Annotated in this window: 20 protein-coding genes; 11 read left to right on the forward strand and 9 right to left on the reverse strand. The window is 41.5% G+C overall.

Annotated features, from left to right (window positions below):
• Nucleotides 1-512 precede the first annotated feature (512 nt).
• Nucleotides 513-1,568, reverse strand: a complete 1,056-nt coding sequence (locus tag MSBR3_RS00270) for a Vms1/Ankzf1 family peptidyl-tRNA hydrolase (RefSeq protein ID WP_230627634.1) — start codon at nt 1,566-1,568, stop codon at nt 513-515.
• A 308-nt stretch (nt 1,569-1,876) separates the two neighbouring features.
• Between MSBR3_RS00270 and coaBC the strand changes: the two genes are divergently transcribed.
• From coaBC to MSBR3_RS00300, 6 genes are all read left to right on the forward strand, one after another.
• Nucleotides 1,877-3,136, forward strand: coding sequence for a bifunctional phosphopantothenoylcysteine decarboxylase/phosphopantothenate--cysteine ligase CoaBC (gene coaBC, locus MSBR3_RS00275; protein WP_048105629.1), 1,260 nt, complete (start codon nt 1,877-1,879; stop codon nt 3,134-3,136).
• Between the two features lie 131 nt (nt 3,137-3,267).
• Nucleotides 3,268-4,170, forward strand: coding sequence for a pantoate kinase (locus MSBR3_RS00280; protein WP_048105635.1), 903 nt, complete (start codon nt 3,268-3,270; stop codon nt 4,168-4,170).
• Nucleotides 4,171-4,371: 201 nt separating this feature from the next.
• Nucleotides 4,372-5,133: a 4-phosphopantoate--beta-alanine ligase gene (locus MSBR3_RS00285; RefSeq protein WP_048105636.1), complete on the forward strand. Its 762-nt coding sequence runs from the start codon at nt 4,372-4,374 to the stop codon at nt 5,131-5,133.
• Between the two features lie 115 nt (nt 5,134-5,248).
• Nucleotides 5,249-5,902, forward strand: a complete 654-nt coding sequence (locus MSBR3_RS00290; RefSeq protein WP_048105637.1) for an HD domain-containing protein — start codon at nt 5,249-5,251, stop codon at nt 5,900-5,902.
• 465 nt (nt 5,903-6,367) lie between these two features.
• On the forward strand, nt 6,368-7,666 hold the full coding sequence (locus MSBR3_RS00295) for an amidohydrolase family protein (protein WP_048105638.1): 1,299 nt from the start codon (nt 6,368-6,370) through the stop codon (nt 7,664-7,666).
• A gap of 234 nt (nt 7,667-7,900) precedes the next feature.
• Nucleotides 7,901-9,136 carry an adenosylhomocysteinase gene (locus tag MSBR3_RS00300; RefSeq protein WP_048105640.1) on the forward strand — a complete coding sequence of 412 codons (1,236 nt, stop codon included), beginning with the start codon at nt 7,901-7,903 and terminating at the stop codon, nt 9,134-9,136.
• 322 nt (nt 9,137-9,458) lie between these two features.
• On the opposite strand, the gene MSBR3_RS00305 is transcribed toward MSBR3_RS00300, so the two are convergent.
• Both MSBR3_RS00305 and MSBR3_RS00310 read right to left on the reverse strand, forming a co-directional pair.
• Nucleotides 9,459-9,674, reverse strand: a complete 216-nt coding sequence (locus tag MSBR3_RS00305; RefSeq protein ID WP_048105641.1) for a hypothetical protein — start codon at nt 9,672-9,674, stop codon at nt 9,459-9,461.
• Nucleotides 9,675-10,064: 390 nt separating this feature from the next.
• Nucleotides 10,065-10,286, reverse strand: coding sequence for a hypothetical protein (locus MSBR3_RS00310; protein ID WP_196296980.1), 222 nt, complete (start codon nt 10,284-10,286; stop codon nt 10,065-10,067).
• A 1,222-nt stretch (nt 10,287-11,508) separates the two neighbouring features.
• Here MSBR3_RS00310 and MSBR3_RS00315 point away from each other — a divergent pair.
• Entirely contained in the window at nt 11,509-12,966 is a 1,458-nt protein-coding gene (locus MSBR3_RS00315; RefSeq protein ID WP_048105643.1) for a cobyric acid synthase, read from the forward strand.
• A 1,268-nt stretch (nt 12,967-14,234) separates the two neighbouring features.
• Here the strand turns inward: MSBR3_RS00315 and ala are convergent.
• Nucleotides 14,235-15,215, reverse strand: coding sequence for an alanine dehydrogenase (gene ala, locus MSBR3_RS00325; RefSeq protein ID WP_048105646.1), 981 nt, complete (start codon nt 15,213-15,215; stop codon nt 14,235-14,237).
• Between the two features lie 197 nt (nt 15,216-15,412).
• On the opposite strand from ala, the gene MSBR3_RS00330 reads away from it, so the two are divergent.
• Nucleotides 15,413-16,138, forward strand: coding sequence for a DUF434 domain-containing protein (locus MSBR3_RS00330; RefSeq protein WP_048105648.1), 726 nt, complete (start codon nt 15,413-15,415; stop codon nt 16,136-16,138).
• A 52-nt stretch (nt 16,139-16,190) separates the two neighbouring features.
• On the opposite strand, the gene MSBR3_RS00335 is transcribed toward MSBR3_RS00330, so the two are convergent.
• Nucleotides 16,191-17,240, reverse strand: coding sequence for a tetratricopeptide repeat protein (locus tag MSBR3_RS00335; RefSeq protein WP_048105650.1), 1,050 nt, complete (start codon nt 17,238-17,240; stop codon nt 16,191-16,193).
• A 424-nt stretch (nt 17,241-17,664) separates the two neighbouring features.
• Nucleotides 17,665-18,054 (reverse strand): hypothetical protein, encoded by a 390-nt coding sequence (locus tag MSBR3_RS00340; protein ID WP_196296981.1) that lies wholly within the window; start codon nt 18,052-18,054, stop codon nt 17,665-17,667.
• 468 nt (nt 18,055-18,522) lie between these two features.
• On the opposite strand from MSBR3_RS00340, the gene MSBR3_RS00345 reads away from it, so the two are divergent.
• Complete coding sequence (locus tag MSBR3_RS00345; RefSeq protein ID WP_230627636.1) at nt 18,523-19,344, forward strand: serine/threonine protein phosphatase; 822 nt, start codon at nt 18,523-18,525, stop codon at nt 19,342-19,344.
• Between the two features lie 217 nt (nt 19,345-19,561).
• Here MSBR3_RS00345 and MSBR3_RS00350 read toward each other — a convergent pair whose 3' ends face one another.
• Nucleotides 19,562-20,749: a tetratricopeptide repeat protein gene (locus MSBR3_RS00350; RefSeq protein WP_048105652.1), complete on the reverse strand. Its 1,188-nt coding sequence runs from the start codon at nt 20,747-20,749 to the stop codon at nt 19,562-19,564.
• A 656-nt stretch (nt 20,750-21,405) separates the two neighbouring features.
• Between MSBR3_RS00350 and MSBR3_RS00355 the strand changes: the two genes are divergently transcribed.
• Entirely contained in the window at nt 21,406-21,810 is a 405-nt protein-coding gene (locus tag MSBR3_RS00355; protein ID WP_048105653.1) for an FxsA family protein, read from the forward strand.
• A gap of 295 nt (nt 21,811-22,105) precedes the next feature.
• On the opposite strand, the gene MSBR3_RS00360 is transcribed toward MSBR3_RS00355, so the two are convergent.
• Both MSBR3_RS00360 and MSBR3_RS00365 read right to left on the reverse strand, forming a co-directional pair.
• The gene (locus MSBR3_RS00360; protein WP_048105655.1) at nt 22,106-22,822 is read right to left on the reverse strand and encodes an LrgB family protein; all 717 of its coding nucleotides are present in this window, start codon (nt 22,820-22,822) and stop codon (nt 22,106-22,108) included.
• A 2-nt stretch (nt 22,823-22,824) separates the two neighbouring features.
• The gene (locus tag MSBR3_RS00365) at nt 22,825-23,286 is read right to left on the reverse strand and encodes a CidA/LrgA family protein (protein ID WP_048105657.1); all 462 of its coding nucleotides are present in this window, start codon (nt 23,284-23,286) and stop codon (nt 22,825-22,827) included.
• Nucleotides 23,287-23,537: 251 nt separating this feature from the next.
• Here MSBR3_RS00365 and nifS point away from each other — a divergent pair, with 251 nt between their 5' ends.
• Nucleotides 23,538-24,728: a cysteine desulfurase NifS gene (gene nifS / locus MSBR3_RS00370; protein WP_048105659.1), complete on the forward strand. Its 1,191-nt coding sequence runs from the start codon at nt 23,538-23,540 to the stop codon at nt 24,726-24,728.
• The last annotated feature ends 78 nt before the right edge of the window (nt 24,729-24,806 follow it).

Genomic DNA, 24,806 nt, shown 5'->3' on the forward strand with positions numbered 1-24,806 from the left:
ATCTTAATAGAATCAATTCTTGTATATCCGCAGAACTGTAAATAACTAGCAAGGTCTCTGACGGTCAATGCATCTGCTGCTCCTTCACCAGTGCCTACAGCTGAAGCGCTTGTTTTTACTACAAGATATTGAATATAAGAATGTCCGGCTTCAAGATATACATTTTGTGTAGTACTATAGCTTTCATCTTTTGAATTATAATATGGTAAGGCACTAGAAGACCAATGGAATATTTCCTTTGAATTTTTTTCAGTCCCAGTTGTTGCATAAAAGTATTACAAAGAATTTTTAACAAGATTACAATGTTAAAATGGAATATATCCAATTAATTTATAGAGAAATAGGAACGTAGTTATAGCTTAGATGCATTTTCCAATTTACGTACAAAGATAGATGATACGCACGATAAGAAACCCGCATCAAAGCCACCAAAACTGGAATAGGCAAATTCATCTGCACATTACCAATATTTGTTAGCTATTTTTGGAATTTCAAAGAAAAATCCTCTGTGCTCACAATAAATACCGTCTTGAGCTTAAAACTGTCCTGAGAATCTCTTCACCGCCTGTTTTTTCGACCCTGATGTCAGACGGCTTTTCGATTACCTCAAGGTTAAGGGGCAAACGCTTCCGGATTTCCCCAATTAACTGAAAATCCCCGCTCAGAATAACGCAGTCAATAAACTTATTTTCTTCAAGAATCTTATCCAGGGCCTCGAGGACTTTATCCATGTGGTGCGCGATATCCTCTTCCCTCAGGCGTTCGAAGCGGCGCTGGCTAAAGCCTCCCTTACTGTGTTTTTCCTTCACGCTGCTGCGGATAATCTCCTCGGTATCGAAAACCTGCGCATCTGGAGCAAAACCTATGAATGACTCCCCTGCATGCAGGATAAGGACAAGCATGCTGTAGTCCCTGCTTAAACTCTCTTCAAGCAAAGAGACCTCAAAACTGTCCCCAAGCTGCCAGGCTGGAGAAGTAATCGGAAAAGGAGGGGCTATAGCTTCGCAGACCATACGGTGAAGATCATAAAAAAGTACAAGGCCGGTCTCAGGTTCAAGCCTGTCAAGAAGGATAAGGGTTTCTTCTTCCACACGCTCAAGAACCTTTTCACTTATTACATCTGAGAGCCGGGTACCCGAGGGCAGGTAAGCGGTCAACAAGCCACCTGCAGGGGCGTGGAAGGACTTGAGTTTGGAGAGGTAAACCTGAATAGCCTGCAGGCTCAGATTTTCAGTTCCGCGAAGTTTCAATTTACCCTGAGATTCAGCCTGAATTGTTTCGAGCTCGTGGGAAAGAGTTCGGGTTCGAACACGTTCCTGGTTTAAAAGAGCCTCAACTTCCTGCCTGTCCGAAACTGCCTGCTTTGCGAGGATTTCTTTCTTTTCAAGCTGGTTTTTTGCATTCTGCAGGTCAAGTTCCAGTTTAACTACCTGCGAGTTGAGCCTGTTGATTTCAAGTTCGAGTTGCTCTTTTCCTGAAATCTTCCCTAGAAATGTGCTTAATCCTCTTGTAGTAACTCCAGTGGCTTCTTTTTTTGTTTTTCTGTCGCTGATTTGTCTTCCTCCCACTCTGTTAGTTTTGACTTAGATACCGAATTAATAAAATAAAACTTTCGATAAAGTTTCCTTCTCAATTTCATCCTTATTATTTCGAAAGTTTTAATAATATCGTATTGAATGTCACTTTGCTTTCAGGAGCATTTTCTGAAAAGCAAGCTGATTTAAGAGATTATTGTCCAGCTTATACCTTATAGATCACTCCGCTGCCTGAATGAGAATCCCATTGAGAACCCAATTGAAAGATTTTTAAACCCAGACAGGCAGAAGGACCCTAATCAGGAAAGCCCCGGTCAAAGGGACCGGATTGAGTAGATGAAATGGATAACGAAGAAAAGCAAAAGGCCCTCAGGTCCAGAGCCGAAAAGTTCCATCCCACACTTTGGATCCAGGGGCAAAAGAGCTCTTCCCTTGCCGGAAAAACCATAGTTCTTGGTGTTACGGGAAGTATTGGAGCAGTCAGGGTAGTTGAGCTTGCCAGAGAGCTGATAAGAAACGGGGCTGAAGTCCATGCTGTTATGACAGAGGCTGCTACACATATCCTGCACCCTGATGCCCTGCACTATGCTACGGGAAATCCAACAATCACCGAACTTGGAGGCAGGGTTGAGCATGTGGAGTTCTGCGGGCTTAAGGGCAGAGCCGACCTTCTCCTTATAGCCCCTGCAACCGCAAACACCATAGGAAAAATCGCATACGGAATAGATGACACTCCTGTTACCTCGTTTACAACAACTGCCCTTGGCTCTGGTGTGCCTGTGATGATTGTTCCTGCAATGCATGAATCAATGTTCAGGCACCCTGCTGTATCTGAAAATCTGGTAAAATTGAAAAGCTGGGGAGTCTCTATTGTGGGCCCCAGGCTTGAAGAAGGCGTCGCAAAAATTGCGGCAAATGAAGAAATCGTGCTCGAGGTAGAAAGAGCTCTCGGAAGTAAAAACCTTGAAAACCGAAAGATAATTATTACGAGCGGTTCTACTGCCGAAAGTCTGGACCCCATCAGAATTCTCACGAACCGAGCCTCAGGCAAAACCGGTAGGGAACTTGCCCTTGAAGCTTACCGCAATGGATCTAATGTAACCCTGGTTCATAGGGACCGACTTGGGTTTGCAGGGATCGGTGAGATCTTTGCAGAGAGCGCCGCCGAAATGACCGATGCCGTGCTCTCGGAACTTGAGAAAGGGTACGATGTCCTTATCAGTTCGGCAGCAATTGCAGACTATACAGCCGAGCCTTCTCCCGAAAAGATAAAATCGGGAGGAGAACTCACCTTGAGACTGAAACCCACCCGCAAATTGATTAAAGAATGCCGTCAAAGGTATCCCGACCTCGTGATTATAGGTTTCAAGGCTGAAACCGGAATTGAAAAAAACGAACTCCTCAGAAGGGCAGCTTCAACCCTTAAAACGTCAAAACTGGACCTGATTGCAGCAAATGACGTTGCTAGAGGTGGAATGGGCACTGAGGAGAATGAACTATACCTGCTTAAACGGGAAAAAAGTGAACCAAGGCACGTAAGCGGGAACAAACGCAAACTTGCAGCCTGTATCCTTGAAGAGGTAGCCAGTCTGTTAAAGTAAAAATCTGCCGCAAAGTATCCCAGAGTATTTTACAAAAATCCTTTACAAAAACCGGAAGCATTTTGCAAAGTATCCTGCAAAACATGAACGAACTTTGAAAAAATGATTGAAGTAGCAAAAAGGCGTTTTCTATGTATACATATGAGAGTGAAGGAGCAGACATTCAGGCAAAAGCCTATGCTCCGGGACACATAACAGGTTTTTTCCAGATCCACGAGCACGAAAATCCTCATCGTAAGGGTTCTACAGGCTGCGGAATTGTCCTGAACGGAGGCGTGACCACCGAAATAAAGATCGGTAAATCTATAGAAGAAACCGAAATTTTCCTTAATGGAAAAAGAGTTGAAGGCAGAACTACTCGAACGGTCGCAGAGATGATGACCAAAGTGCCTGTAAGAATAAAAAGTTGGGCAGAAATCCCGATTGGATGCGGGTTTGGAGCTTCAGGTGCAGGAGCTCTCGGGGCCGCTTATGCCCTGAACAATGCGCTTTCCCTGGACCAGACCGTAAAAAGCCTGACCGAATATGCCCACGTGGCTGAAGTTGTCAATTGCAGCGGACTTGGAGATATTGCTGCTCAGTCCAGCGGTGGAGTAGTGATCAGACTGCAGCCCGGCGGGCCCGAGTACGGGCTTGTGGATAGGATTCCGGCTCCCGAAGCCAGGGTTTTTTGTATTGTGCTTGGCGAAATTTCTACCGGTTCAGTCCTGAGGGATGAAGCTGCAGCCTTAAAAATTAATAGTGCAGGAAAAGAAGCTATGTCCGAGCTTCTTAAAAAACCTACTCTTGAGAACTTCATGTATCAGGCGAAAACTTTTGCCAGTAAAACCGGTCTTATGAGCAGTAAGGCAAAAGATGTGATCGAAGCTGCAAACGCAAATGGTGGGCTTGCTTCCCAGGCTATGCTCGGGGATACTGTTTTTGCAATTGCCCCTTACTCCCAGCAGTTCCGTCTCTACGAAGCCCTCCAGGAATTCGGAGAGGTATTGGAATACGGCATAAGCACCTGTGTGCCAAGGCTGATGAATGAATGAGTGAATGAGTGAACAAATGAATGAATTCAGTAAATAAATTTTTTGAACAGATCAATGAAAGAAAAAAGTACTTGTAGAAAATTGCTACGTAGCTAATCTCCCTATAGCTTAAAAAGGAAAGTAAATTAAAAAAGGTAAGTAAATTAAAAAAGGTAAGTAAATTAAAAAAAGTAAGTAAATTAAAAAAGGTAAGCGACCAATATGACCGAGATACCCAAAGACCACCCGAGGTATGAGTCCCTGATAGCCCGTGAAAAGGTTACAGCCGGGGTAAAAATGGGAATTACTAGTATTCAGGGACTAATTTCTCAGGGAAGAGGCGAAAGCTTTGATTACCTTATAGGCGAACGAAGCACTAAGTCTGCCCTGTACGCTGAAAGAGCAGCAGTTGCTGCACTGCTTCTGGCAAAGAACCCTGTGATCTCCGTAAACGGCAATGTCGCAGCCCTGGCTCCTGAAAAAGTTGTTGCTCTTGCAGATGTTACAGGGGCAAAACTTGAAGTCAATCTCTTTCACAGAACCGAAACAAGGGTTCATCTTATAATAGAACAACTCAGAGCCAACGGAGCTTCTGAAGTGCTCGGGAAAAACCCGGATGCAAGCCTTGAGCTCTCTCACGCCAGGCGGCTGGTAGAAAGTCGTGGGATCTATTCTGCAGATGTCGTGCTTGTCCCACTGGAAGACGGAGATAGGTGTGAGAAACTTGTAGAAATGGGAAAGACTGTTATAACCATTGACCTCAATCCTCTTTCACGGACTTCAAGGATGGCTACAATCTCGATAGTTGACAATCTTACACGGGCACTCGAAAATATGATCAAGCTCGGCGTGGAACTAAAAAAAGAGAGAAAAGAAGAACTAGTAAAATTAATCACAACTTATGATAACAAAAGAGCTCTTTCCGAGGCCATTTCCGAAATCCAGGAATATCTTAAAACTATGACTGTTGAACTGGAATACTGAATATTGTCTGAGAAAAAACAAGGGAATTTGTAGCTACCTTTGAATTGGGACACTGAGTATGTGTCCTGAGAAAAATAAGGTAGTTTATAACTACCTTTGAACTGGAACACTGAGTATGGATCTGATAGAAAAAACAAGGGAATTTGTAGCTATCTTTCTTGAAGGTGAGCCCAGTTCCCACGATATGTCTCATATAAATCGAGTAGAAGCCCTCTGCCTGAAAATCCAGAAAGAAGAAGGGGGGGATCCGTTCGTACTTCAGCTTGCAGCCCTCCTCCATGATGTAGGCGTTATTAAGGAGCATGAAGAAGGCGGAGATCATGCCATATATAGTGCCGACATCGCATCGGAATTCCTTTCAAAATCAGGACTCGGAAAAGAGGTTATTGAGGCTGTTACTGGTTGTATCCGAGTGCACCGCTTCAGCGCAGGGGAAAGTCCGGAAACTCTCGAAGCCCGAATTTTACAGGACGCTGACAGGCTTGATGCCCTTGGAGCAGTAGGGATTTTCAGGGCTGTTCTTTCCATGGGAGCTCTCAGAATGTTAAAGCATACAACAGGGATGGACAAAGGGAGTTCAAAAAGGACTGTGTACATTGAAGACCCTATTGAAGGCTTTAACGAATATATGCAGTACAAACCTTTCACAATTCCTGAAAAGTTGAATACCGATGCTGCAAAAAAGATTGCCGAAGAAAGGCTGAAAATTATGCGCCTTTACCTTGAAGCCCTGAACCTGGAGGCAGAAATCAATGAGCAGGAACTCTAAGTAAGGAGCAGATTCGAGTAGACCTTAGCAGGCTTTAAGACTTTAATAAGTAAAATCCAGCAGTAAAGTGCAAATGCTGCAAAAAGCCTATTTTTCTCAAGAGTCTGAATTTCAAAAACTCTTGTTTTCTAAAGTATTCTTGTTTTCTTAAGAATTCTTGTTTTCTAAAGTACCCTGTTTTCTGAAGGATTTTTATTTTCTAAGGAATTCTCATTTTCTTAAGAATTTTCGTTTCCTAAAGGATTCTTGTTTTCTTAAGAATTCTTATTTCTTCATAAATTTATAAACTTTTTTCTCAGGATTTTAACATAATTCTCAGGACAACTTTTTTTAGTATAACCTCTTAATCCCAATACCTTTTAATCCCAGTTACCTGTTAAGTCCAGTACTTCTTTAATTTGGACAGCATTCTTAAATTCAGAATAGTCTAACAGCTTCAGTTCATTACCTGACGGATCTGATTATATGGCTGACATAATTGTAAAAAATGCTTACGTTCTGACTATGGACCCTGATGCAGGAGACCTCAAAAACGGGACTGTTGTCATTGAAGACGGAAAGATTACGGAAATCGGGGAAAAGACCAGTGAAAGTGCCGAGACCGTGATTGATGCAAAACATTCGGTGGTAATGCCAGGGCTTGTAAATACGCATACTCACGCCGCAATGACCTTTTTCCGGGGTTATGCCGATGATTTACAGCTTGCAGACTGGCTTGAGGGACATATCTGGCCTGCTGAGGCAAAGCTGACCGCAGAAGATGTCTATAAAGGCAGTCTGCTTGCCTGTCTGGAAATGATAAGGTCAGGCACCACCTCTTTTGCGGATATGTACTTTTATATGGACGAGACTGCAAAAGCAGTTGAGGCATCAGGGCTTCGGGCTTCACTCTGCCACGGGCTCATAGAACTCTGGAACGAAGAAAAAGGAGAAGTCGACCTTAAGGAAGGGAAGCGCTTTGTTCGGGCATGGCAGGGAGCAGCCGATGGCAGGATAAAAACAATGTATGGGCCTCATGCTCCGAACACATGCTCTGAGGAGTTTCTTGCAAAGGTAAGGGAAGAGGCTAACAGGGACGGTGCCGGAATCCATATACATGTCCTTGAGACCGAAGCCGAACTTCTGGCTATGAAAGAGAGGTACGGAAAATGCTCGGTGCATCTCCTGGAAGATATAGGGTTTTTAGGGCCGGATGTGCTTGCTGCTCACTGTGTCTGGCTTTCCGACGGCGACATAGAAATTCTGAGGAAGAGAGGAGTGAACGTTTCCCATAATGTAATAAGTAACATGAAACTAGCTTCAGGAATTGCTCCTGTAAACAAGATGCTTGAAAAAGGAGTTAATGTGAGTCTTGGCACTGACGGCTGTGCCTCAAACAATAACCTTGACCTTTTTGAGGAGATGAAAACGGCTGCTCTTCTGCATAAAGTCAATACTTTCAACCCTACTGCCCTTCCTGCGCAGCAGGTGCTTCAAATGGGTACGGTAAACGGTGCAAAAGCCCTTGGCACGGAAACCGGCATGTTGAAAGTCGGAATGAAAGCGGACCTTATTGTGGTAGATATGAAAAAACCGCATCTTACTCCATGTTTTGACGTTCCTTCTCACCTGGTGTACTCTGCAAAAGGAAGCGATGTCAGGACAACAATTGTAGATGGAAAAGTCCTTATGGACGATTACAGGGTTCTGGTCCTGGACGAGCAGAAGGTAATGGAAGAGGCTCAAAAAGCTGCAAAAGAGCTTGTTGCAAGGGTAAACGCTTGAAAATGCCATCTATAAAACAAACTAAAATAAAATCAAGCAAACTAAAATAAAATCAAACCAACTAAAATAAAAAACAAACTAAAATAAAAAACAAACTAAAATAAAATAATTATGTCGGAAGTGTTTTGCTATATAGCCTGAATTAGTAACCTGAGTGAGTAAAAGATAAACACTTATGTTTGAAGCTAGAATAAAGATCGAACTCAATTGTATATTTGATATTACGGGATCAATATGACCGAAAAAGAACTCATAGAATCCGGAAACATGAAGATGGACTGGGCAAGAAATCATATGCCTGTACTTGCCATAGTAAGGAAAAAATTCGAGGAGGAAAAACCCCTTAAAGGGCTGAAGGTAGGAATGGCCCTGCACGTGGAAGCAAAAACCGCAGTCCTTGTAGAGACCCTCGCTGCAGGCGGTGCAGAGGTATCAATTACCGGCTGCAACCCTCTCAGTACACAGGATGACGTGTCCCTTGCCCTTGGTACCCGCAAGGATATAAGCTGCTTTGCAAGATACGGAGTCGAAAGCCAGGAATATTACGAGGCAATCGACCGGGTTCTTGACATAAAACCCGATATCACAATCGATGACGGGGCAGACCTTATATTTAAATTGCATACAGAAAGGACCGACCTGCTTCCGAATATTCTTGGCGGCTGCGAAGAGACAACAACCGGTGTACACAGGCTTCATGCGATGGAAAAGGAAGGAGCCCTGAAAATGCCGGTAATTGCAGTAAACGATGCCATGACAAAATACCTCTTTGACAACCGTTACGGGACAGGCCAGTCAGCCTGGGACGGGATTAACAGGACCACAAACCTCCTGGTAGCAGGCAAAAACGTTGTTGTTGCAGGCTACGGCTGGTGCGGTCGAGGAGTTGCAATGCGTGCTTCAGGCCTTGGGGCAAATGTAATTGTTACCGAAGTCGATCCTATAAGAGCTCTTGAAGCCAGGATGGACGGGTACAGGGTCATGAAGATGGCAGATGCTGCAAAACTAGGTGAACTCTTTGTGACCACCACAGGAAACCGTGACATCCTCACAGCCGAACATTTCAATTCCATGCCTGACGGAGCAATCCTTGCAAATTCCGGCCACTTCAATGTGGAAATCGATATGGAAGCCCTTGCCTCCCTTGCCAAATCCACCCGAACCGTAAGACACAATATAAAAGAATACGATCTCGGCGACAGGCGTATCAATGTCATAGCTGAAGGCAGGCTTGTTAACCTTGCTGCTGGTGACGGCCATCCAGCCGAAGTTATGGATATGAGTTTTGCAAACCAGGCCCTCTGTGTGCGTTATATTGCCGAAAATAAGCTTGCTAACGGAGTACATAAAGTACCTCTGGAACTTGATACTTTTGTGGCAAAAATGAAACTTCAGTCAATGGGCATAAGCATCGACGAACTAACGCCAACACAGGAATGTTACATGAGCGGCTGGGAATGCGGAACGTAATTTAGAAAAGTAGAAGAAATAATTTCCATAATCGGGAAACTATGGTGTTTTAAGGTGTGGTGAATTATTACCCTTTTTCATTTTCGAGTTATTTCACTTCACCTTTATTTAAAAGCTGATCCCAAAACTCAAAATTAAGTCCGAATCTAAATTCGATGGCCATTGATTTCTTATTACTGGAATGGTTCTAAATTTCTTATTAGTATGGAAATAGTATGGAAATAGTATGGAAATACAATTAGTTTTGGGATCAGCTCTAAAATTACTCAGTTATCATTTGATCGTATTTCAGCTAAATCTTCAAAGTTACTCATTTATTCAGTTATTTTCCATAATTACGCCTGGATAGGGAAACAAGACCTTTAGCAATCACCAGTGCGATAATTCCTATCAACGCTGCGGTTAAGAGAACCATAAACAGGTTTTCCTCATCAGCAAACTTGAACATGAAGTAAAATAAAATGATATCTATTATTGCTCCAATGCCCACCAAGGCTATTGCCGGGCCTCCTAAAGCTTTTCCAGTATCCCTGCTCATTTTCTAGATCCGTCCTGAAATAATTATCGTTAAATTGAGGTTTATCGTTAAATTGAGGTTTAAGGCTTATAAAACACCTGTATTAAATAATTAGATTAGTAGAGTTTTAATAAAGGAGAATTATTTTAGTAAAAACTTTTTTCGTAACAGGAACCAGAAGCGGGAACTCATGGGTAAAGTAAGCTTGTAGCTAAGCATATTGGTTCCTGAGATTCATCAGAGAATTGAGGTAATTGCATATAAATCTTAGGAAATTACTACAGCCTTATCGGTAAACAGATAAATTTTTCAGCAAATCATTAATTTTCAGCAAATCCGTTACTGCTTCTCAACAGATGTGAATCTTCCGAAAGGTGCCCCAAAAAAACCAAATTCGTTAAAAGATTAATATCAGAGAAATTCCAAACACAGAGATACGTAATACTCCCTTGCGATTTTCTTAAGCCAATCAGGAACAATTAAATATCTATCAACTATAAGCTCATTCAGGTAGTATAGAGACTCTTCGGTTTTACAGTCACAGAGTCGCCTTACTGCCGTTCGTCTTCCCCACGCCGATCTTTCATTGTCCAGGGCTTCAAGGTAAAGCTGATATTCTTTACTGTTTTCCATTACATTAAAAATATCTGCCAATCAATATAAATATTTGTATTGAGATTCAGGAATTAAAATATGTTACAGATACACTCTACATGACACCCTTTCCTGCACTTACTTTAGAGATTAAGAAAAGTAATAAATTAAAATAGCATAGTAAATTAAAAGGTAATTAACACACAACTGAAAAATTACCAGATGACAAAATAAATTTAGAATAAAATATTCTTTATATAAAATTTCATACAAATGTAACCTATTAAAAGAGCAAACGTTTAAAAAAGATCGTAATGTCCGAGTTGAAAATAAATAAAGATTACCTGGATATATAAAAAGTTGAAAAAAATAAGAAAATGGGATTCTCATACAATGATCAGTTGATGAGAATTCCCGCACAAGGTTTTGTTCGCTATGCTTTGGTATGTAAACATCATCCAAAAACGATATATAATTAACTGGAGCTAATTTTTAAATTCAAAGAGATATTGGTTAACGTTGAAATGTTTAACGAGAAAGATAATTTTAATAGCATTGCCGTTTTTTACTGAATTAAATAATTTTGATTGAAAGTGCAAAAGGGGAAAAATAGAACAAAAAAATTACCTGTACTTTTTCATTATCTATAAATAGTATCTCGCTTTGTTTATCCTGACTGTGGAACTAACTGCTTAAGTAATTAGATAATAGTAATTACGTTATTGGGAGTACTCTCGATGCCAATCATTCAAAAAATTTTGGTGTTGATTTAGGTCAGCCTCTGGTTTTATAGCCTTTTTTCTGTCTCAGCAGTGACCTCCCTATCTCCGTTAAAGCGCTCAAGTTCAGCTATGAGATCTGTACTAACTTTCCCTAGCTTGAGAACTATCTGCTGCAAATGATGGAGTGGGTGAAATAATAAGTAAAAGAAGTAAAAAATCGCAGTTTTCATTGTCTTTTTTCCCAATCTAATTGTCACGAAGGCTGTTTGTGATATTTAAATGAAATATAGCTGGAGAGAAAATGTTTCCAGGTTTGGCTAAAAAGGTAAAAGCCTGAAACTCAGCTAATTTTTAAAGTAAATAAACAAAACCTGCAGTGAATCCGAAAGTATTTATTCTTTAGTTGAAGTATAAGAAAAGAAATATTAAAAATAAACAATTTTACTTGATTTTCATTCTCAGGAGAAAAATAACAGCTAACGTACAACATTAGAAAAGTAAATTTAAAAATAGGTGTTCGAGCAGAAGGTGTGGTAAAAATGGAAAAGAAAAGCGTCTTGATCCTGGGAACTGCTTCCCATGTTGGGAAAAGTTCAGTTGTGACTGCCATATGCAGAATTCTTTCAAGAGAGTACAGGGTTGCCCCCTTCAAGGCTCAGAACATGAGCCTGAATTCCTGGATTACAAAAGACGGAAAGGAAATCGGAATTGCCCAGGCAATCCAGGCAAAAGCTGCAGGCACCGAGCCTACTGCCGATATGAATCCCGTCCTTTTAAAACCCAAAGGAGACTGTGTTTCCCAAATAATCCTGCTGGGAGAACCTTACGCTGACAGGAGTGCAGGCCAGTACTACGAGTCCATTGCAGAAATGAACGAAGTCCTTGAAGGAGCTCTCGGAAGGCTCTGCAAGGAACATGATATTATTGTTATGGAAGGAGCTGGAGGGGCTGCTGAAATTAACCTCTACGAAAGGGATATTGTAAATATCGGCACTGCAAGGCTCACACAGGCTCCTATAATCCTTGTTGGAGATATCGAGAGAGGAGGCGTTTTTGCAAGCCTCTACGGCACAATTGCACTTCTTCCAGAAGATGTACGGAAAAATGTCAAAGGATTTATTATAAACAAATTCAGAGGCGATCTGGAAATCCTGAAACCGGGCCTGAAGCAACTTGAAGAAAAAACCGGTATTCCGGTACTTGGAGTCCTTCCTTATTTCAAGCTTAACATTCCTTCTGAAGATTCGGTCTCACTTGAAGATAAAGAAGCCGAAAGAAATGAAAAAGAAATCGAGATCGCAGTTATTCGCCTGCCAAGAATTTCAAACTTTACGGACTTCGAGCCCCTGGAAGGATCTGCTAAAATTCGCTATGTGGAGCTTGATGAAGACCTCGGTACTCCAGATGCGATTATGATTCCGGGCACAAAGAATACGGTTAACGATCTGCTCGATCTTAAGGCAAGCGGTATGGCCGAAAAAATCCAGGCCTTCAAGGGAAAAATCCCGGTTTTCGGAATCTGCGGTGGCTATCAGATGCTTGGCAGGACAATTTACGATTCCGGAGTTGAAAACGGAGTCGAAGCCGAATTTGAAGGTCTGGGACTTCTGGATATAGGGACAAAGTTCGGAGAATACAAAAAGAGAACAATCCAGGTCACGAAAAAGGTAAACGCTTACGGCCCGATACTTGCTCCAATAAACGGAGAAGAAATAAAAGGGTACGAAATCCATATGGGCATAACTGATTCTAACCGTAACATCTTCGGAAATGATGGTGCAATCGATGAGACAGGTCTGGTAATCGGAACTTACCTGCATGGGCTCTTCGACAATAAAAATATAAGGGATGCCTTTATGCGGTATCTCTACGAGAAAAAAGGACTTGAGTACAGCCCTGAAAACGTCATGACCGAAAATGATGCCTACGAAGAACTTGCAAATGTAGTTGAGCAGAACCTTGACATGGAAAAAGTTTACGAAATAATAGGAATCTGAAAAGAGATATGAAAATTGCAGGCGTCAGAACATTCAGGTGTACAGGGCAGAGAACCTGATTAAACTTTTTAGAAAAAGTATTGTGTGTAAAAAAGGTATTGTATGTAAAAATACTGAACGCAAAAAAAGTATTGAGTGGTTTCAGGAGAACATTGAGAATAGTCGGAAATAAAAACCTGGAATATTTGGGACAAAGTACAGTATTTGCTAGGGGTATAACCGGTCTCCAGAAACCACCAACTAATAAGTGGTTTATTGCCAGTTATGAATGGTTTATTGCCAGTTATTTATGTGTTGTGAATTTGTTCTATTGTAGTTTCGAGTTTGAAGATTTATGTTAAACTTCCCTTCCTCTAAACAGGAATGAATACCTGTGTTATTTTTTCCATATTCTCTATTTTCAGTGATTTTAACTAATTATACCAACTATCGTATTAGGGAATTTTCCGTTCGGATTTTAAAACTAGTAAAAAGATATAAATCACTGGAAAATAACCTTGCTTTTCCTATGTTCGCTACTTCTGGCCGGTGCAGTTCTAGTTTTAGTCCGTATGATCTTTATAGCTACCAAAGACATTGAAACCGCGAACAGCCTTAACTCTAAAAATTAGTCCGCTTGCCGGACGAAAAGAAATATTTTACCTGAAATTGTCTCCTCGCGCAACTATTGTGCCGCAATCGTTGACCCGCAACCGTTGCGCCGGTTGATCACGCTGATAGGGTTTAGGGATAAGGTCAGCAAATCCAAACGTTGGCCCTCAAGTGTTAAAACGCTTGACAATTCTGCCAAGTCGTTTTTGATTAAGTTTTTGTTAAAAAGCTTGCTGCCAAACATTTTCAAAATAGATCGCTTTGTGCCGTTTGACTACGTTGCTACGTAGCCCGAAATTAATTTCAGGTAAATCAGCTTTCTTGAGCGAATCGAAAATATAGCCTTTCTTGCCCTAATTAATCCCCTTGAGCGCCACTCATAACTAAACCCGTAAATCAGTCCTCTTGGCTCAGCTTAGTATCTTCATTATAATTCAGACCTCTTGAGCGAAGCGAAAAGGTCCCCGTCCTCCCGAGACGGGACTCGGCAAGTGAAACTTATTTATTCACAAATTAATCCGCTTGAGCGAGCGAAGTGAGCGAAACGGCCCCGTCCTCCCGAGACGGAACTCGGGTGACGGAACTCGGCAAATGAAACTTATTTATTCACAAATTAATCCGCTTGAGCGAACTACGTGAGCGAAACGGCCCCGTCCTCCCGAGACGGGACTCGGGTTTCAGAACATAAGAACTTGCTTGCCGAGCCCTTTACTGACAGCCCTCTCATAAACCAGGTGTGCGCTTGCAACATCCTGAATGGCAAGGCCTGTTGAATCGAAGATCGTAATTTCTTCGTCATTTGTCCTGCCGGGTTTCAGGCCGACAATTACTTCACCGAGTTCGGCATGGATATCGTTTTCCGAAATGTAGTGCTTGGACAGAGGAACGTTTACTTCTCCGGAGTGAAGGGCCTGGACAATATCATCCACAATTATTTTGGATCGGAGTAAAAGTTCGGGGTCAAGCTCTTCTTTTCCTACTGCATCAGCCCCGATTGCGTTTATGTGGGTACCTTCTTTGATCCACTGGGCCTTTACGATTGGTTTTCTAGTAGGAGTGGTCGTAACAAGGATATCGCAGTCGCAGACCTTCTCAATGTTTTCTTCGTAACGGATTTCACAGGGAGTAATATCTGCCATTTCCCGGATAAACTGTTCAGAGCTTTCCTTTGTCCTGGAAGTGACCCTTACCAGTTCAGGCTGGAAAACCTCGCAAAGAGCCTCAAGCTGGGTCTTTGCCTGGTTTCCGGTCCCAACAAGGCCTATGATCTTTGAGTCCTTCCTTGCAAGGTATTTTGCGGCAATTCCTCCTGCAGCTCCGGTCCTGACATCAGTCAGGTAGGTCCCGTCCATAATTGCTACAGGAGCACCTGTCTCCGGAGAAATAAGGACAATAAGTGCCATTACCGTGGGAAGCCCACGAGCTGGGTTTCCTGGGTGGACGTTTACGATTTTCACACCAGTAATGTTCTCCTCTTCAAGATATGCAGGCATTGTCCGCAGGTCCCCGTTATACGCTGTATAGTAAAGATAGGACTTTGGAGGCATCTGGACCCTACCAAGACCATGCTGCCTGAAAGCCCTTTCTACTACCTGCATATCAGAACTCATATCCATAACACTTGTTACTTCTTCCTGAGCCAGCCATAATATTTCCATAGTAAACCCTCCAGCCGGAACCGTAAGCTGGCTCACAGCTGAAAACTGAGATAAATTGAACAGAACCTAAGTAAAAATCAAAGAAGCTAACCGACAGTCTGAGATCACATTAGTATTTTTATTTCCGCAAACACGTATATATAACATATATATTCACTCATTTAAAGAACTCCCTTCCCAAAAGGAGAAAACCATCAATGAGAGATCTGCATGTAAGTTCAGCCGATCTTTCCGGTCCCTGCCTGAAAGATGAGTTACTCAAAGAAAAATTACTCAAACCTGCACGAGATATCCGGAGCATACTCCGGTGGGGCTATCCGAAATTTGCGACCGTTCGTTTCGTGGCTGACCACTTCCAGCTCAGCCTGGAAGAACGACATATTCTCACAAGAGTAATTATGCCCCCGGACAGGATAGTTTCCAGAATAAACAAAAAAATGGAATGCACAGGCATAAAAGATAGAGATCTTCTCCTTGACGGATATAATGTCCTTCTTAGTGTGGATAGTCTACTAAAAAAAGAACCCATGTGGTTCTGTGATGACGGGTACATAAGGGACACCCGCTACTATTTCAGCAAGGCAAAACAAGCCGAAGATATCGAGGAAGCCCTCAATGCAGTCCTCAAGTTTCTCTCCAAAACAGGTCCAAAATCAGTTATTTTTCTTCTTGACGCCCAGATCAGCAGAAGCGGGGAGCTTGCAGGCTTCATCCGTCACAAAATGAAAGAATACGGAATTTCAGGCGAGGCAAGAACTTCAAAAGCCGCGGACTTCGAGCTGAAAACTGAAGGAGGAAGTTCGGAAAAAAAGATAGTTTTGGCAACTTCCGATGGGATTATTATAGATTCGGCTCTCGAGGTACTCGATATCCCTGCCTGCCTGATGGAAAAAATGGGAATTGAACCGATCAGGCTGTACTAATCGGTTTCCAAGCACTCCGGTATCAATCATTCTTTTATCAGTCATTCTTTTATCAGGCACTCCGTTTAAAGAACTCGGCCTGCCTGTAAATCTCTTCGGCTGCTGCATACTTCCCTTTTTCTTTTAGTAAATCCGCATATCCGTTCAGGGTACTGAAATGTCCGGGGTCAAGCTCAAGGGCTTTTTTGTACTGTACCTCGGCTTCGTGCCTGTGCCCGAATCTGGCAAGCAGTCTGGCATACTCACAATGAACTTCAACATCCTCAGGGTTTACTTTAAGAGCACACCTGAAGTGCACTCTTGCCCCGTGAATAAAACCATGTTCTGCAAGCAAACGGGCATAGAAAATGTGCGGGCGTGGATCATCCGGATCGGCTTTGAGGGCTACTATATAATGTTTCTCAGCATCAAGCGGTTCTCCTTTTTCTTCAAGGAGACGAGCATAGCGAAAATTGGATTCCACATGGCCAGGCTCAAGCTCAAGTGCCCTGGTATAATGATAACTTGCTTCGGTAAATTGCCCGCGTTTGGAAAGTAGAGTCCCGTACCCACAGTGGGCATTCACATTTTCCTGGTCAAGAATCAAAGCTCGGCTATATACTTCTTCGGCCTCATCCAGTTTTTCGAGCTTCTGAAGCAGGCAGCCATATTTGCAAAGCGTATCTACGTGGAAAGGATTGATTTCCAGGACCTTTTCATATTGAACACGTGCTGCATCGTTTTTGCCTTCCTTCACCAGAACTGCTCCATACTCGCAAAGCGCGTCGACATTTCTGGAATTCTGCTGGAGAATTTCTTTGAATTCCCGTACAGCAAGTCCATCTTGTCCTAATAAAAAAGCTGTTTTTCCTGCCTCCATAAGGGCATCTTCCCGAGCTTTTCCAGAGAATAGCAAAGCACAGGCTCTGGTAACTACATACTTCTCCCTGTACATTGAATCTTTATCAAAAATAGATGAAAGTTTCAGCAGGATTTCCTGGGAAAGCGAATGCTCATCTGAGAAGGAAACGACAAACTCAATGACCTTATCAAAGTCACAGTTATCAGCCGCAACTTGTTCGATTACACGAAAAACCAGCTCGTTTACAGCATCAATCTCCATGTCTAAAAACCTCCTGAAATTTACCTATAAAGAGATTCTATTCGGCTGAACATAAATAGTTGGCCGTCTTACTGCCATACTAACACGAGAGGATGAGCTTTAAAAATGTAATAGTATAAAATATTGGAAAAGTGATCAATACTTGAAATTCAGAAAAGTGAGAATGAAAAAGAGAGAATGAAAAAGAGAGAATGAAAAAGAGAGAATGAAAAAGAGAGAATGAAAAAAAGAAGATGAAAAAAAGAAGATGAAAAAGAGAAGATGAAAAAGAGAAGATGAAAAAGAGAAGATGAAAAAGAGAAAATGAAAAAGAGAGAATGAAAAAGATTATTCCCTCTGGAGTCTTCACCTGAAGGATTTCCAGTTCATTCAGATTTTACTATATCGCAGTTCAATTTCTATGAACTCACTTCTCACTTGTTACTCAAGCCCTTTTTACGTGTAAACTGTATCGAGTTTCTACGTCATATGTACCCTGCAGTTCTTCTTCGGTCAGGATTCCTTTTTCTATTAATCTGCTGAGAGTCTTTCGATCAACTGATTCGACTATATCCCAGAGATCTTTCTTCATAAGATATGGTTTTAACCTGTTGATACGCCAGAGTTTCCATTCAACCTTCTGCCGCTTGAGTTCCACATCTCCGACTCTCAATAAATCGATATCTTTTTCTGTCAGGGTACTAAGGATATGAGTTCTCAACTCCTCTCTGCGTTTTTCCAGAATTGAGATTGCAGAGACAATATCATCATACTCAAGCACAGCGTCTGTAAGATCCATGTCTTCAGGGTCCTGTTCATTGATATCAAGTTCCATACATCTGCCTCCTGTCGAGATAATGATTCGTTTTTTAAAGTAGGCATAATTTATAATTTTAAATTGCCTAAACTTTCTGTTATCTGGACTTTTTGTACTCTGACTTTTAGTTGCCTGAATTTTTTGTTCTCTGAACTCCAGTTGTCTGAATTTTTAATTGCCTGAACTTTAACTACTTAAAATATTAATTTTATTATACTCGATTTTAGACTTTAACACTATACAGCTGCTACACTATACGCCTGCTACATTAATACAGCTACTACAACTATACAGCTACTACACTATAAGCCTGCTATCACAAACAAAAACTGGGAATTTGACATTATAAGGGTACATGAAAGATTTATTGTTGAGGCCTGGAAATATTTATCGCACAAAAATTCCCTGTATATACAGAAAGTTTTCAGATCAGCTTCCATAAGAAAGCCATATGAAAGTTTCGGATCGGATCCTTAAGAGGATCTATTGGACAGAGGTGAGCCGGTGGTGTCAGGAAAGATCTCCAGAAAAATTGCCGCAAAAGAAGAACTGCTTCTTCTTCTTCCTGGAATAGACCGTGTTTTGGAGTCGGAACCTGCCGTGCTTCGAATTGATGCCGAGCCAGTAATGGTAATAGGGGATATTCACGGGGACCTTGAGGCTCTTGAGTTCATACTAGGAAAAAGACAAGAAATGAACTGTGAGAACATTCTTTTCCTCGGGGATTATGTGGACAGAGGACCCCAGGGTACCGAAGTCCTGATAAACCTTTTCAGGTTGAAGCTTGAAGATCCCGAGCATATTTTCCTGCTCAGGGGAAATCACGAAACTGTAGATATGAACCTCTATTACGGTTATTTTGAAGAAATCGGTTTTGATCGGAATTTTCTTTCAAGTGTCAGCCGGACATATGATAAAATGCCGATAGCAGCTGTACTTTCGGGAAATACATTTTGCGTGCACGGTGGGATTAACGGAACAGGCAGCATTGAGGATATCAGAAAGGAAGAAGACTTTGCTTTTCCCTATTTATGGAACGATCCTTCCAAGCGTCCCGGACTCACTGCTTCAACCCGAGGTTCGACTGTAAAAGAATTCGGGCCAGATATTGTAGATGGCTTTCTACATACAAATAACCTGAAAAGAATTATAAGAGGTCACACAGCCCTTGAGGATGGATACAGGTGGTGGTTTGACGGAAAACTGCTCTCCCTTTTTTCCTGTCCTGACTATGTTGGACTAGGAAATGCGGCGGCTTTTGTACTATTTGAAAAAGAAGAGATTAAACTTTTCGTCTTTGGAAAGTAGTAAGAACAAAAGAGAGTCTACCCGAAAAGAAACTACCTGAAGAGAAAGTTTACTCCTTGTTAACAATTAATTTTCCCTGAAAACTCATATAGTTTATTTTGATATGTCAGTCAATGTTCAGGGAATCAATGAGAAATAGAAAAGAAAATGCCGGGGTTGGATGTTGTTTTATTAGAAACAAGTTAGGGAAACATTGATAAGTTCCGAACTTTTTCTTTTAGTCCAGAATAATCCAGGTTTCGGTCATTTTGCTTCCTATATCCGGATCTAGCTGCATGGCCTTCGTATATTCCTTTTTGGCTTCGTCAAAACGTCCCATCTTTCTCATAAGAAGACCGTAACTGTAGTGAATAGGGGGATAATAGGGGTTCAGGGCAAGAGCCTTCTCATACTGGTTCTGAGCCTCTTCAAAGCGCCCGATTTCCGAAAGAAGGTTTCCGTAACTGTAGTGTCCTTCTGCACTCTCTGGATCCAGACTGAGCGCTTTCTTGTATTCCATTTCAGCTTCATACCTTCTCCCGAAGCGGGCTAAAAGATTTGCGTAATTTGAATGGACTTTTGCATCGTTCTGATCGAGGGCAAGAGCTTCCATATAGTTCGCTTCGGCTTCTGAAACCCTGCCTTCTCTTGCAAGGAGATTTCCGTAGTTAAAAAGGGTCCGTCTATGCCTCGGATTAAGAGAAAGAGTTTTTCTGTACTCAATCTCGGCTTCTGAAGAGCGCCCCAGGAAAGAAAGTAAAACTCCGAAGTTATGGTGAAGACTCGGATCTTCAGGGTCCAGTTCTATTGCAAGCTTGTACTCCTTTTCCGCGTCCCTGAGCCTTCCCAACTCAAATAACAGATTTGCATATCCACCTCTGGCAGGAACATAGTCAGGATTCGCCTTAAGTGCTTTTGAGTAGTGCTCTTCGGCTTCCCTTACGTATCCATACTCAGTCAGAAGGTAAGCATATCCTGCATTCGCTTTTGCATGTTCTGGAGAAGCTTCAAGTACCTTTTTATATTCCTTGTCAGCAGCTCCTATCCTTCCAAGCTCTAAAAGAAGTTCGGCATAGGCACACCTCACATCTTCATTCTCTGGACTTTCTTTTAGAGCCTCCAGATAGCTTGCCTCAGCTTCAAGGGAAAAACCCAGAATATGCGCTGCAGTGCCCAGCACAAAACAGGCTTCTTCACGGAGCTTTCCGGAAGCTTTTATGTAACAGGCCTTTGCGAAAACATATTCTTCCATGGCCATCTTCTGCTGCTTACAGGCATTTGAAAGGTCAAGCAAATCATTGGGGGACAATGACTTTTTTTCCGCAAGATCCAGGGTAAAATCAACTGCAGAACACAGATTCTTCTGATCGGATCCTATAGTCCCAATAACTTTATATACAAAGTCATCAATTGCATCGAAGTCCATATATCCGGCACCTCAGAAAAACAAACACTCTTTTAGGGGATAGTGTAACTATCTTTGTAACATCCGGAGTATATTTTGCGTTTTATAGAATATATTAGTGCGCTAGTATTGCGCACAATCTTCGGTATAATATTATTTCATTCAACAGTGCGTTATATCACGAACATAATATTATAGCAATCATATAACAGACTATCCCTTATTATCGTTAAATAAAATGGTTCCCTCTCAAAGTAACAGCACTTCTCTGACATAAACAAACTTTGCAGGACAGAAATAATTTTGTTAAGGCAGGAAAAATCAAAAAAATAAGCAGTCATTTATAAAAACAAAATAATTATTGTTTTCAAATGAAAAGAAAGATTTAGCAGAAAAATTGAGAGGAGATGGAAATAAATAGACCTTAGAGAAAATAGTTTTTAAATTAGGTAAATCCGATTTCAAAAAGGTAAAAGTAAGAAAATGTGATCTCAATAAGGTAGGTAGATCAAAATAATGTAGATCAAAATAATGTAGATCAAAATAATGTAGATCAAAATAATGTAGATCAAAATTTAAAAGCTTACTTTAACTATTACTAACGTGTACTAAAGTGTTAATAAGTACTATTAGCAACAACAAAGATATAAAGATTTAAAATCCCGAAAATGATTAGCATGTTTTTTAAACTCTTCTCGATTTTCCTCCTCATCCCCATTATCGAGCTTTATCTGCTCATTAAGATCGGTGGAATGATTGGGGCCTTAAACACCGTACTCATTATCCTGATAACCGCAAGCCTGGGTGCTTACCTTGCAAAATCCCAGGGTTTCCGCGTGCTCCGCGAGATTCAGGAAGCAACAAGCAGGGGATATATGCCCGGAAACGAACTTCTGCATGGGTTTTTTGTGTTAGTTGGAAGTTTTGCTCTTCTAACTCCGGGTTTTCTGTCTGATATAATAGGGCTTTCCATGCTCATACCACAGATAAGAGGAATCTATGTGGAAATGGCAAAAGGAATTATAAGAAAAAAGATACAAAATGGCCAGTGGCAGATGAGAATGTACACTAATTTTCGATGACCTGGAAAAACCCATTTAAATCGGGTAAAGTGTAATATTTATAGGTAACACTTTGCCCCAAACTTGAATTTTTATTTAATATTTGCATCTGAAATAGAAATTTCATTTAAGTAGAAATTTTTTATCTAATATCTGAGCTGAAACAAAAGTTTTTTACCTATTTGAAATTGGTCATTTGTCATTCAAGCTTTTATCATCAAGCTTTTATCATCAAGCTTTTATCATCAAGCTTTTATCATCAAGCTTTTATCATCAAGCTTTTGTCATAAGCGTTTGTTCGTCAGTCATTTGTCATTCAAGTCACAAGCCCGAAGACATAAAGCAGCATGGGAGCCAGAAAAACCGTAATCAAGCCTGCTATCCCTATTGCAAGTCCACTCATTGCCCCTTCGGTTTCTCCAAGTTCTATTGCTCTTGTTGTTCCAAGTGCATGAGATGCCGTGCCTATTGCGACACCGACTGCAACTTTATCTTTTATTCTAAAGCATCGGCAGATAAACGGACCCAAAATAGCACCTATTATTCCGGTAAATACGATTGCAGCCACTGTTATTGCAGGCAGGCCGCCTATCTGTCTTGAAATTTCAATTCCTATAGGAGTAGTTACGGATTTGGGAGCAAGAGACCTGCTTATGGTATCGTCAAGTCCTAATAGGCTGGAAAGAGCAAGAATACTTGAGATTCCGGCTATGCAACCTGCAGTTATTCCTGCAAGGATAGGAAGAGCATTACTTTTCAAGAGCCGGATTTTTTTGTAGAGAGGAACTGCAAGAACTACAGTTGCAGGTCCGAGGAAGAAAGAAATATAGTTTCCTCCAAGGTTGTAAGTCTCATAATTGATTCCAAAGATGAGAAGGAATACCATTACAAGTACAGAAGCTACAAGCAGTGGGTTAAAAATCGAGAGCTGAGTCTTCTTATATAATAGTGTGCCTGCCTGGAAAGCTATTAAAGAGAGTAAAATTCCAAACAGGGGCATATTGATAAAACCACTCAAAAAATCGGTCTGCAACTTCAGCTCACCTCTTTTGTTCCGTTCTCGTGGGCGTATGCTTTTTTTGTTTTTGTCCCAGATCCGTTTTTATTACTTTTATCGTCTTCATTTTCTATGCTTCGAGCTTCTTTTGACGATTTTTTCCCCAGGAACCTTTGAACAAGTTCCACAGTAAGCCCTGTTACAGCTAGTATAATAAAAGTAGAAATAAGGGAAACTGCAAGAATAGCAGTTAATTTTCCTTCAAGCAGGGCAAAACAGGTTATAAGGCTAGCGCCTGCGGGAAGAAAGAAAAAAGCCATATTCTCTAGCAAAAAATCACTTATTTTGTCTATCATATTGAGTTTAATTACGCCTGTACACAGGCTAAAGAAAAGAATGAGCATTCCAAGGACATTGCCCGGAACTGGTAGCCCTAAAGCTTTTTGTATCAGTTCGCCCAGGAAATAAATGCTCAGAATAATTGAGAATTGTTTTAGCAAAGTTGTTTTTCCCTCCCTTATTGGAATGGGACTACAAAACTCGTATATATATAATTTTTTCTTTAAAAAGAAAGAAACATAGCAAAAACAGGGTTATTTGCAAGTCTGCTAACTGCATTGATTAGGCTCATAGCTACTTCCTGCCGGTCTTATGAAACCGTTTTAAAAGCCTTGCGAGGAAGAACTCCATAAAGTCCAATTGTGCAATAAATTCATATTGCGTAAGTCCCTATCTTAATAACGGGGTTCTAATGGGAGAAAAGCGCTTTGTTTACATGGACCACGCAGCCACTACCTCCACAAAACCTGAAGTGGTTGAAGCTATGCTGCCTTTTTTGAAAGAACATTTTGGAAACCCTTCTTCCCTGTATTCAATAGGAAGAGAAAGTAAAGAGGCAGTAGAAACTGCCCGTGAGCAGCTTGCAAAGGCTCTGGGAGCTAATCCTGAGGAAATATATTTTACCTCCGGAGGAACTGAGTCCGATAACTGGGCTATCAAGGGAACGGCTTTTGCCAGGAGAAAGAAAGGAAAACATATCATTACCACACCAATTGAACATCATGCAGTGCTCTATCCCTGTAAGTACATGGAGACTCTGGGTTTTGATGTGACTTACATGCCTGTAGACAGTTATGGGCTTGTAGACCCTGCAGAGGTTGAGGCCGCAATTAGAGATGATACTATCCTGATCTCGGTGATGTATGCAAATAATGAGATCGGGACAATAGAACCTATTCATGAGATAGGTGAGATTGCAAGAGAGTATGAGATTCCTTTCCATACCGATGCTGTTCAGGTAATTGGTAAAATTCCCATTGAGATGGAAAAGAAAGAAAGGAACGTTGACATGCTTTCTCTTTCTTCTCACAAGTTCTATGGACCCAAAGGAATAGGAGCTCTTTATCTGCGAGAAGGGACAGAAATCGACAATTATATGCATGGGGGCGGCCAGGAGCGCAAAAAGCGAGCAGGAACCGAAAATGTCGCAGGTATTGTAGGATTGGGAAAAGCAATAGAACTTGCAACAGGAAATCTTGAGAGGCATAATGAGAAAATGAAGAGACTGAGAGACCGTCTCCTTGCAGGAGTCCTGAAAATTCCGGACTGCAGGCTTAACGGACACCCGGAAAAGCGCCTTTTGGACAACCTGAATTTCAGTTTTGAATACATAGAAGGCGAATCTCTGCTTCTCATGCTTGACGAAATGGGGATCTGCAGTTCCACAGGAAGTGCATGTTCTTCAGGTTCTCCTGATCCCTCACATGTGCTCAGATCAATAGGGCTGACTCCGGAAATAGCTCAGGGTTCCCTTCGACTGACCCTTGGGGACGATAATTCTGAAGAAGATATTGATTATGTACTTGAGGTCTTGCCTGAGACCGTTGAAAAGCTCAGGACTATGTCTCCTTTCTATAAATCCGAAAACGCCTGTAAGAAGTGAATCGAAAGTGTATAGGAATGGAAAACAGGGTAGGAATGTGAAAACAGGGTAGGAATGTGAAAACAGGGTAGGAATGTG

Origin of the sequence: Methanosarcina barkeri 3, assembly GCF_000970305.1 — an archaeon.
Taxonomy (GTDB): domain Archaea; phylum Halobacteriota; class Methanosarcinia; order Methanosarcinales; family Methanosarcinaceae; genus Methanosarcina; species Methanosarcina barkeri_A.